The organism is Okeania sp. SIO2F5 (genome assembly GCF_010692685.1).
GTDB classification, from domain to species: Bacteria; Cyanobacteriota; Cyanobacteriia; order Cyanobacteriales; family Microcoleaceae; genus Okeania; species Okeania hirsuta.
In genome coordinates this window covers 1-8,958 of sequence record NZ_JAAHGU010000212.1, presented here as the reverse complement: position 1 = coordinate 8,958, position 8,958 = coordinate 1, and the positions used below count along the sequence as shown (strand labels likewise).

Here is an 8,958-nt window from a genome sequence, read left to right as displayed (position 1 = left end):
AAAATCCCAAAGTTTTTTGAGATGTTCAGTGTGGAGTGTTGGATGTGTAGAATCTTCAATTTTAAGTTTTGACTTTTGAGTTTTCAATTGTTGACAGGCAGCTTGAATAGTTTTGTAACTCAGATTAAACTGAGATACCAATTTGGTAATCTCCAGCTTAAGTCCATCAACTTCTGTGTCAAGATGGGTTGCCCAAATCTCTATTTGTTCTTGGTAGCTTAGTTGGGGTATATCAAAGCTAATAACATGATTATGTTTAGTTTGTAGTCGTTCTTCACTACAAACTATCGCCGGAGTTTGCAGATTTTCCACAAACTGAGAAACCAGGTAAGTAACTTTAGGTTCGTTTAGTAAAATCTCATCACAGTCAAGTAGTAGCAAACTATTATTTAACAAAGCTTCCCTTTCCCAACGTTGCTTAATTTGGTAGATGTCATTGGGGGTTTGGGAAAGTACAGTTGCCGACATAACGTGCAAGTCAAAACCAAGGCGAACAGATACAGCTTTGGCGATGGCATATTTAGCCGTTAGTTCTCCACCACATAGTTGCAAAGTGGGAGATGAAGAGGAAATATTAGACCAAATAGTAACTAATTGCTCTGCGATCGCTTCCTGAGAGGGAGCTAATGGAATTTCCTCTAGGTAAGATGGAAGGGGATAGACAAAACCCAATAATTGTCTGTCAAAAGTTACTTCTCCAAGAAGATAGCTGAGAATATTTGGCTCTATGCGGAGGGGAGCTTGGGTAAGAGTTAACCCAGTACCAATTTCAATTAATCGCCAACATTGTAATGGATTTTGGGGAGAAAGCACACACCAACTAGCTTGAGGAAAAGTAGCTAAAGCTAAGGCGAAAGTAGGATAATTAAGTTGGGGGTTTCCCTGGAGTTTAGCACATAAATCAGCAAGGTTGGGGTCAATCTCCAGGGCGGTGCAGAGTAGGAGGATATCCCGCTCAAATTCTGTGAGGTTAAATATGTGACACAATCTCCCTAAAGCAGAAGTTGGTAATATTACGTCGGGGGGTAGGGGTTTTAGTGCTTTGCCTTCCAGTTTATTTTCTAGATATTGGCGGATATAGTTAGTAGCATTAATTAATGTGGCAAAGTTTTCTTGATGCCAGTGGGAGATAGGAGAGGTTTTCATGTTATAAAGATACAAAGATTATAAACAGGACTATCGCGACAGCGGAACGGAGTTCTATCGCCTTACTGTAAAAAAGGGATTCCGAAAACGTACTTTGCAATTGTGTGGTGTGGTTGATTCAATTCCAGAAGCTAATCCAGAAGCTAAGTCTTATCTAGAGCAACAAGTCCAACAGTCGTCTGAAACAGTCCCTACGATATTTGCAGGTAAGAATAAGCAGAGTATTTGGTATGGTAATGTTTGGCTTGGCAGGGGTGATGAGGAGAACTCAATTACTGCATTATTACTGTACAAGGGTTTAGCTAAGTTGAGTGAAGACTACTATACTTGTCCTAATAGTGATGCTCTGAAGCTAGCAGAGAACTTAGCCAGAGAACAAAGAGTTGATGTTTGGGCTAAGAGATAGGTAGTAGGTAGCTTAGTAATAGCGATCACTCAGCCTAAATGTGGACATTCTAGCTTTGATGTGCAAAAAAAAGAGGACCGTCTAGCTGTAGAGGTGGACTAAATATCCTCTGACAACTTGTTTGCTGTTTCAGCAGTAGCAGCAGTAGATGTCTTTTTCTGTTGCTCCATTAACCTGACAGCTTCTCTCACCACAGCGGTTTTTGTAATCCCTAAATTTTTAGCTTCATTTTCTAAGAAATTATCAAGACTTATTGGAAATCTCAGCGATAGGGGTTTCCCCATTGGTTCAGGATATGGGGAATTGAAATGTCCTGCATATCCCCTATCAGTCTGTGTCACAACTTCATACCCTTTATTTGTAATGTTATTCATCCTGTGGCTTCCTCATGGCACTTACGCGGTTATACCTTATATTAGGGGCAAAAAAAATATTTGTCCAGGGATTAATTCACGGCGTAAGTGCCGTCATAATAATATGTATAGAGGAAAAAAAAGCCTCTATAAAAACCAAAAGGGACATCACCCTAACCGACGAAAGTTTATGTGATGTCTCGCCCCTAAATTAGAACATATTATATGTTAGCACAAATACAGACAAAGCCAGCCCCTCAACAGCTAGTCGCATCACCCGTACAAACATCTCAAAATAACAACTGGCTATATGCAGGTACAGATGAGGCGTGGTTGTATACAGATTACAGTCAAGCTCCTTACAACATTTGTACAGAAGCAGAAACCACTGCCTATAAACTTCTGTATGAGGAAGACTTAGGTTGCTATGACTGGTCTACTCCTGCCAAAACACCAGAACAAATCTGGCGAGAGGTAGAAGAATTTCAAGCCTCTGCATCACCCGATGACTACGACGAATTCTAGGTACTCGCCATGACTTGCATAGAGGTAGCGATCGTTGCTTCTATGGAACTGGGCAGAATAGTTTACCCGGAGTACATAGAGGCAGCCGTGAAGGTAGGTGGTGATATATCAATACTGACACCCGATGCAATCATTACCCTGCCGATACAAGCATTTCACAACTATATAACTGATTGGTTAGAAGTTCTCATAGAAATTTAGGAGAAAAAGATATGCTACTAAGTCCCGAGTTTGTTCTAGTAAAAGAAATTAGGTCTGATGTACCTAGAAGCAGTTTCTCAGGGGAAAGCATTAGCGCAAATGGCTTCACTCATCCTTCAAGCTGAAGGATTAATCCGACCCATAGTTATAAAGCCTTTAGCCTGGGAAGAGTACGAAGTGATGGATGGGCATTTTGAGTATTGGGCATCTGTCAAAGCTCAAGAGATGGGTGATCGCGATGGAGAGCGTTTGACAGCCTTCATTTAAAAGAATTATCCCAAAGAACTCATTCTTATCCGCACTGCGGTACAGTAATAGACCGCGATGTAAACGCGGCGATCAATATAAAAAAAATAGGGCCGCAGGGCATTCCGTCTTTAAAGCTCGTGGAGTCTGACGGAGTACCGGGACTGCGAAACGAGAAGCTCACACTTTAGCTTCAGCTTAGTGTCGGAGTATGTTACTAATGCCTCACAAGAAATATCTCGACTAGCAACTACTTTTTTGAGAGATGCTAAAGTATCTGTTGTCCTGATGCAAATTCAGATTTGAGTTTAGTTAGACGTTGTTCTAGTTGTTCTTTCATATTATTTGATTAGAAAGTAGGAATTGCGACTGGAATTTGTGGAAGAAAGCAATCTCAGGGATGGTGCGAGATTGCTTCCTCTCGTCGCAATGACAACTTTTCAGCCAGATTACATATCAGTTAGGTACACTATTAGCGGGCAAGATGCCCGCACTACAACGTAAATTAATAATGATTACCTACTTTTCTATGATGCACCGCAGGCAAAATATCTGAGTCACTAACTCGCCCAGTATCAACAGCTGCATAAATAATCCAGTGGTCGCTTGCCTCCATCCGACTTACTACTTCACACTCTAAATAAGCTAGTGCATCTCCTAAAATCGGACTACCATTTTTAGCAGTTTGAGTATTCACTCCGGCAAAACGGTCTGCACCGGGTGGAAAGCGCTTCAGAAAATGTCGCATCAGACTTTGATAGTTATCTTCCCGCAATACGTTTAAGATAAAGCGATCGCCTACTTGCATCAGCGCCTCAATTGCTCGGTCTTTTGCTACTGCGATGGAAACTCCTAATGGTTTAAAACTAGCTTGCACTACCCAGGAAGCTAACATGGCACTACTAACCTCGCCTTTAGTAGCAGTGATAATATACAAACCCCCACTCAAACGACCTAAAGCTTTATCTAGATCGCTATCAAGAGATTTCATCTGCTTGATATTTTTCTTCAGACTCAACAGTTGCCCTGCATCTGTACCCGCTTCCTCACAAAGTTTATAAGTTAATTCTGAAGGAGTTTCTTTAATCAGAATATTGGGGAATGCTTGCTTGAGACCTAACTCCTTAAGTTTATTTGCTAGAGGATATACTGATAAGTCATCACCACCACCAGATTCAAATAGACCGAAAGTCTGTTTTTTGTTAGCTGCTGCCAAAATAGTGTTGACTGCAGTTTCAGAAGTGCTTGCTGCCGGACCTGTGGTTGGTGGCGATCCAATGACAATTCCTTTTGCCATTTCTACCAATTCCCGCACTTCTTGGGGGTCGGCAGATTTGAGGTCTATCATTTCTACTGCAACGCCTGTTTTGGTTATCCCGTGGGCAATTGCTTGGGAGAGGCGATCGCTATAACCATAATCAGAAGTATAGAATAAAGCAACTGTTGTCTCTGCTTTGCTTTGTGCTTTGCTCCACTCCTCATAACGGTTGGTTAATTCTACTAAGTTATAACGTAGTAGGGGACCATGACCTGTGGCAATAGTATTGATATCTCCCAGTTTTGCCATGCGTTTCATCGCACTCAATACTGAGCGAGCATTGGGGGCCATCAGACATTCGTAATAGAATTTATAGTCTGCTTCTATGTCACTCAGATTTTCATCGTAAGTTTTGTCTGAGCAATAGTGCATCCCAAAAGCATCACAGGTGAATAGAGTTTGGGTTTTGCTGTCGTAGGTAAAAATAGTATCTGGCCAATGGAGATTTGGAGCAGAAACGAATTCTAAAACGTGACCGTTGCCTAAATCTAATTGGTCGCCATTTTTGACAATTTGTTTGTTAAATGGTATGTGAACTAAATTTTCTAAAAATTGGATTGCTACTTTTGCCCCAACAACTGTAACTTGGGGAGCTAGTTCGATAATGTCTTTGGCTAAACCACTATGATCTGGTTCGGTATGACTAATAATTAGGTAATCAATTTCTGTAGGTTTAATTAGACCCCAGAGGATGTCTAAATATAACTGACGAAATTTTGCATGGGATGTATCAACCAGAGCATTTTTTTCTCCTCGAATAATAAAGGAGTTATATGTGGTACCATTCTGTAGACCAAATTCTATATCAAAGCGATCGCGGTCCCAATCAAGGGAGCGAATGGCCATGGTATCAGGAGCAATTTTACTTGTCTCCGTTGTTAGTCTATTTTTTACTCGGTCTGTTACTGCTACCATAAGAGACGTCTCTCTAATTTTGATTTGATTTTTAACAAGCTTTCAACTAGCAGTTTTCGGCTTTTTCTACGGAATTTTCCGTCAACAGCTTTGAGGTTTGTACCTTAAAATTTCCAAAAAAATATCCAAAAGTCTTATATCTCGGAGCTATTTTAGGATTTTTATCCCTAGTAGTAAGTTTGACAGTTGAGGAGAAGTTTAAATCTCCTTTTAAATTTTTTTGGATTTATCGCAGTCGAAGGGAAGGAGAGGACATATCAAAAGTGGAAAACTCAGACAATGTCAGATTTTTTCTTCTGCCTTCTGCCTTCTGCCTTCTGCCTTCTGCTATAAGTCAACTTAGGCTGATAGCTTATTGCTGAAAGCTGAGAACTTTTTAATATCTTTACACAATTTAACTATAAGTTTTTTATAGAAAATTTTATTAGAAAGTTAAGAATATCAAATAATGCTTTACTTATTTTCTTTTTTGGGAGATATTTTTATCAAATTATGGTAAGGTTATAGGGTTTTGCTACTATCCAATAGCACAAAGGAGAAACAATGAAACACCGATTAGCCACCGTGGGAGTTGTTACAACTGCTTTAGTGCTGGGAAGTGTTATTCTGCCAATATCAGCACAGGCGCAGCTTTGTTATGGGTATGGCTCTCAAAAAGCAAATTATGAAACGGCAAACTTTAATATTAATATTTGCGAAACTCAAAAGGGTGAATATATATTCATTAGTCAACCTAAGAATGGAACTGAGCAAGATTGGCTGATTGTTGGTAATGCCACAAAAAGAGGTAGTTCTTGGGAAGCTTATGACCCGGTACGAGGAATTGAATATATTGTTAGCCCAGACCAATATCGTGTGGATTCTATAACACAGAATGGCCTCACAGAGCGTGTAATTAATTACCAGGCTAAAGCAAGGGCTAAATTAAAAACTTGTTATATTCTCAGGCCAAATGGATTATATATTTTTGAGTCACGCAATTCAGCGAGTCGTAGAATTGGAGTGCTAGAAAATGGTCAGAGAATAGAAGTTACCGGAAATGAAGAAATTGGTAGTGGCACTCAAAGGTTTATAGAAGTTACAAATCCATATCAAGGATATATAGTTTCTAGAGATAGTAGTGGAAGCTATATCTCAGATTGTTCTCCGATGTTTTAATTTAATTAAAGAAGAGGCAAAAAGTAATAAAAGATATCTATATTATTTGTTATACATATTAATTATATCAGGACTTACGCAAAATATTAAATTATACACAATATTATATAGGGGTTAACGGCCGTTTTAAACTAGATATGGTGGCTCTGCGTAAGTCCTGTGATATAAAAAATGTGGCGTTGGTAAAGCGCGTGTATGATATTAATCTTAATTACTTAGGAGTCAGGAGTCAGGACTCAGGAGTCAGGAGAGAAGAAGAAAAAGGAGTAGAAGGAGAAAGTTTTTTGGTGGCGTAAAGGGAACGGAGTTCTATAGAACCCATTTGAGATCTATATAATTATGGTAGTCAAGTCTTTTCGCGCATTAATTTTGAGGAAAATTCAGTTGAAGGAGTGTTGAATTTTTTGTATTATCTCTCCCCAAATCTTCCCTCTTAACCTTTTCTCTCTTACCTTCTGTCTCCTGTCTCCAGTATAGCTGTCTCCTAGTCAAAAAAACTTGATATTTATATGAAGATACGGTTAGGGGTTCTATAGCGTTTTTGGTTGTCGCTGACATGAAAAGTATTACCTTCCTATGTTTGCGAAACAGGACCTAAAAGAAAGCAGAAACTCTGTGTCAGCTGACAAAAATTAGATATATGGTTTAAATGCAAAACAGCTTACCGATAAAAAAGCGGGTCTAAAGCCCCGTCGTTCACGACGGATTATTTTGTGCTATGATAGTTAATGGTAAACAACAATGATAAACCATGCTTGTTTTTGAGATGAAGTTGCAGGGAACACAAAGCCAGTACCGGAAACTAGATGAAGCTATCCGTACAGGTCGGTTTGTTCGCAACAGCGTCATCAGAGCTTGGTTAGACGGTCAGGTCAAAACTCGCAACGATGCCTACAAGCTATGCAAGGTACTGTCGGACAATCCAGTATTTCCTTGGGTGGCCAGGTTGAACTCAATGGCACGACAAGCACACGTAGAGAGGGCATGGGCATCAATTGAACGATTCTATCGCAATTGTAGGCAAAAGATACCTGGCAAGAAAGGTTTCCCAAAGTTGAAAAAATACCAACTCAGAGCATCTGTTGAGTATAAGACATCGGGCTGGAAGCTCTCAGATGATAGGCGTTATTTAACCTTTTCAGATAAGTTCCAAGCAGGTAGATTCAAACTTTGGGGAAGTAGAAACTTGCACTTCTATCAACTCCAGCAAATTAAACGAGTTAGGGTGATTAGAAGGCATAACGGATATTATGCACAATTCCTATTAGACCACCAACGAGAGGAGAAGAAAGAACTCACAGGTAAACAGACAGGGTTAGATGTGGGTTTAAACTATTTCTACACTGATTGTTCTGGTAATCAAATAGAAAATCCTCGGTTTTGGAGAAAGGATGAGCGCAAAATCAAAAGGCTGCAACGTCGATTATCAAAAACCAAAAAAGGGGGTCAAAACTGTAAAAAAGCCAGAAATAAATTAGGTAGAGCAAATCTGAAGGTTTCACGCAGACGTAACGATTGGGTTTGTAAGTTAGCCCAACACGTCATCCAGTCTAACGATTTGGTTGCAGTTGAAAACCTACGGATACGGAACATGGTGAAAAACCATCCCGATCGCCAAATCAATTAGCGATGCAGCTTGGTACAAGTTTAGAGAATGGTTAGAATATTTTGGCAGACTTTATAGAGCATTGACTTAATCCAAGAATAACGATTTAATAGGTTAAAAAGCATACCATTATACTGCCAATACGCATACATGAAATCCATCAGAACTAAGCTCAAACTGAATAACAAGCAGAAAACCCTGATGGCTCAACACGCAGGTTATGGCAGATGGTGTTATAACTGGGGGTTAAGTTTGTGGAATGCAGCTTACAAGGATGGTTATAAGCCCAACGCCCGTAGGCTAAGAGAGGTTTTTACCAATCACACAAAACCACTTTATCCTTGGATGAAAAACTTGTCGTCAAGAGTTTATCAATATGCTTTCCGAAACTTAGGTGATGCCTTTAAAAGGTTCTTTCAGGGGTTAGGTAAACGCCCAAGGTTTAAGAAGAAAGGTAAACATGATTCATTCACAATTGATAATTGTGGAAAACCCATAGAATTAAATGGATGGAATCATAAATTACCTTTTATTGGTATGGTCAAAACTTATGAACCTATTGAAGCAACAGCTAAAAAAATCACCATTAGTAGACAGGCAGGTGATTGGTATCTTAGTTTAGCTTTTGAATTTACTCCGACTTCAACTCCAAAAACTACTGAAGTTGTAGGTGTTGATTTAGGTGTAAAAACCTTAGCAACTTTAAGCACAGGAGTTGTTTTCCCTGGTGCTAAATCTTACAATAAATTTGAAAGCAAGCTCTCTAAGTTACAATACCTTAACCGCAATAAAAAGGTTGGTTCAGCTAACTGGCAAAAAGCACAACTGAAGATAGCTAGGCTACATTGAAGATAGCTAGGCTACATAGGCGAGTAGCTAACATCCGTAAAGATGGACTTCATAAATTGACAACACATTTAGCCAAGAACCACGGCAGTGTTGTCATAGAAGACCTAATGGGACTTACACAACTTAACTGGCCAAATTAGACTATAATGCTTGTAAATCAATAATTTTACGTCGAAGCGATCGCAAGGAATGAAAGAAACAACCCCTACTGCAATGCCCCCTTGCTTTGAAAGGT

Annotated in this window: 10 protein-coding genes and 3 pseudogenes; 10 read left to right on the top strand and 3 right to left on the bottom strand. The window is 39.5% G+C overall.

Annotated features, from left to right (window positions below):
* A pseudogene (locus tag F6K27_RS31455) lies at positions 1 to 1,146 on the bottom strand (ATP-binding protein); the annotation flags it as partial.
* Between the two features lie 109 nt (positions 1,147 to 1,255).
* Between F6K27_RS31455 and F6K27_RS31450 the strand changes: the two are divergent.
* Entirely contained in the window at positions 1,256 to 1,552 is a 297-nt protein-coding gene (locus tag F6K27_RS31450) for a thermonuclease family protein (RefSeq protein WP_287277884.1), read from the top strand.
* Positions 1,553 to 1,650: 98 nt separating this feature from the next.
* Here F6K27_RS31450 and F6K27_RS31445 read toward each other — a convergent pair whose 3' ends face one another.
* On the bottom strand, positions 1,651 to 1,926 hold the full coding sequence (locus F6K27_RS31445) for a hypothetical protein (protein WP_287277885.1): 276 nt from the start codon (positions 1,924 to 1,926) through the stop codon (positions 1,651 to 1,653).
* A 204-nt stretch (positions 1,927 to 2,130) separates the two neighbouring features.
* Here F6K27_RS31445 and F6K27_RS31440 point away from each other — a divergent pair, with 204 nt between their 5' ends.
* From F6K27_RS31440 to F6K27_RS34185, 4 genes and pseudogenes are all read left to right on the top strand, one after another.
* Positions 2,131 to 2,430 (top strand): hypothetical protein, encoded by a 300-nt coding sequence (locus tag F6K27_RS31440; RefSeq protein WP_287277886.1) that lies wholly within the window; start codon positions 2,131 to 2,133, stop codon positions 2,428 to 2,430.
* Between the two features lie 9 nt (positions 2,431 to 2,439).
* Positions 2,440 to 2,631 carry a hypothetical protein gene (locus tag F6K27_RS31435; protein WP_287277888.1) on the top strand — a complete coding sequence of 64 codons (192 nt, stop codon included), beginning with the start codon at positions 2,440 to 2,442 and terminating at the stop codon, positions 2,629 to 2,631.
* A gap of 57 nt (positions 2,632 to 2,688) precedes the next feature.
* Positions 2,689 to 2,898 (top strand): hypothetical protein, encoded by a 210-nt coding sequence (locus F6K27_RS31430; protein WP_287277890.1) that lies wholly within the window; start codon positions 2,689 to 2,691, stop codon positions 2,896 to 2,898.
* A gap of 38 nt (positions 2,899 to 2,936) precedes the next feature.
* Positions 2,937 to 3,068, top strand: a pseudogene (locus tag F6K27_RS34185) (hypothetical protein); the annotation flags it as partial.
* Between the two features lie 314 nt (positions 3,069 to 3,382).
* On the opposite strand, the gene F6K27_RS31420 reads toward F6K27_RS34185, so the two are convergent.
* Positions 3,383 to 5,110 (bottom strand): diflavin flavoprotein, encoded by a 1,728-nt coding sequence (locus tag F6K27_RS31420; protein ID WP_287277891.1) that lies wholly within the window; start codon positions 5,108 to 5,110, stop codon positions 3,383 to 3,385.
* Between the two features lie 543 nt (positions 5,111 to 5,653).
* Between F6K27_RS31420 and F6K27_RS31415 the strand changes: the two genes are divergently transcribed.
* The 5 genes and pseudogenes from F6K27_RS31415 (at position 5,654) to F6K27_RS31395 (ending at position 8,863) form a co-directional block, all read left to right on the top strand.
* A complete protein-coding gene (locus tag F6K27_RS31415; protein ID WP_287277892.1) occupies positions 5,654 to 6,268 on the top strand; it encodes a hypothetical protein in 615 nt (204 codons plus the stop codon).
* Positions 6,269 to 6,405: 137 nt separating this feature from the next.
* Complete coding sequence (locus F6K27_RS31410) at positions 6,406 to 6,564, top strand: hypothetical protein (protein ID WP_287277894.1); 159 nt, start codon at positions 6,406 to 6,408, stop codon at positions 6,562 to 6,564.
* A gap of 455 nt (positions 6,565 to 7,019) precedes the next feature.
* Positions 7,020 to 7,950 (top strand): annotated as a pseudogene (locus F6K27_RS31405) (RNA-guided endonuclease InsQ/TnpB family protein); the annotation flags it as partial.
* A 74-nt stretch (positions 7,951 to 8,024) separates the two neighbouring features.
* On the top strand, positions 8,025 to 8,723 hold the full coding sequence (locus tag F6K27_RS31400) for an RNA-guided endonuclease InsQ/TnpB family protein (protein WP_375339729.1): 699 nt from the start codon (positions 8,025 to 8,027) through the stop codon (positions 8,721 to 8,723).
* Positions 8,720 to 8,863, top strand: coding sequence for a transposase (locus F6K27_RS31395; protein ID WP_287280159.1), 144 nt, complete (start codon positions 8,720 to 8,722; stop codon positions 8,861 to 8,863). Before F6K27_RS31400 ends, F6K27_RS31395 begins: the two co-directional genes overlap by 4 nt.
* Positions 8,864 to 8,958 lie beyond the last annotated feature (95 nt).

Coding starts and splice junctions, on each gene's coding strand:
- F6K27_RS31445 (WP_287277885.1), bottom strand. CDS start 1,926: ATGAATAACATTACAAATAAAGGGTATGAAGTTGTGACACAGACTGAT.
- F6K27_RS31440 (WP_287277886.1), top strand. CDS start 2,131: ATGTTAGCACAAATACAGACAAAGCCAGCCCCTCAACAGCTAGTCGCA.
- F6K27_RS31435 (WP_287277888.1), top strand. CDS start 2,440: ATGACTTGCATAGAGGTAGCGATCGTTGCTTCTATGGAACTGGGCAGA.
- F6K27_RS31430 (WP_287277890.1), top strand. CDS start 2,689: ATGTACCTAGAAGCAGTTTCTCAGGGGAAAGCATTAGCGCAAATGGCT.
- F6K27_RS31420 (WP_287277891.1), bottom strand. CDS start 5,110: ATGGTAGCAGTAACAGACCGAGTAAAAAATAGACTAACAACGGAGACA.
- F6K27_RS31415 (WP_287277892.1), top strand. CDS start 5,654: ATGAAACACCGATTAGCCACCGTGGGAGTTGTTACAACTGCTTTAGTG.
- F6K27_RS31410 (WP_287277894.1), top strand. CDS start 6,406: ATGGTGGCTCTGCGTAAGTCCTGTGATATAAAAAATGTGGCGTTGGTA.
- F6K27_RS31400 (WP_375339729.1), top strand. CDS start 8,025: ATGAAATCCATCAGAACTAAGCTCAAACTGAATAACAAGCAGAAAACC.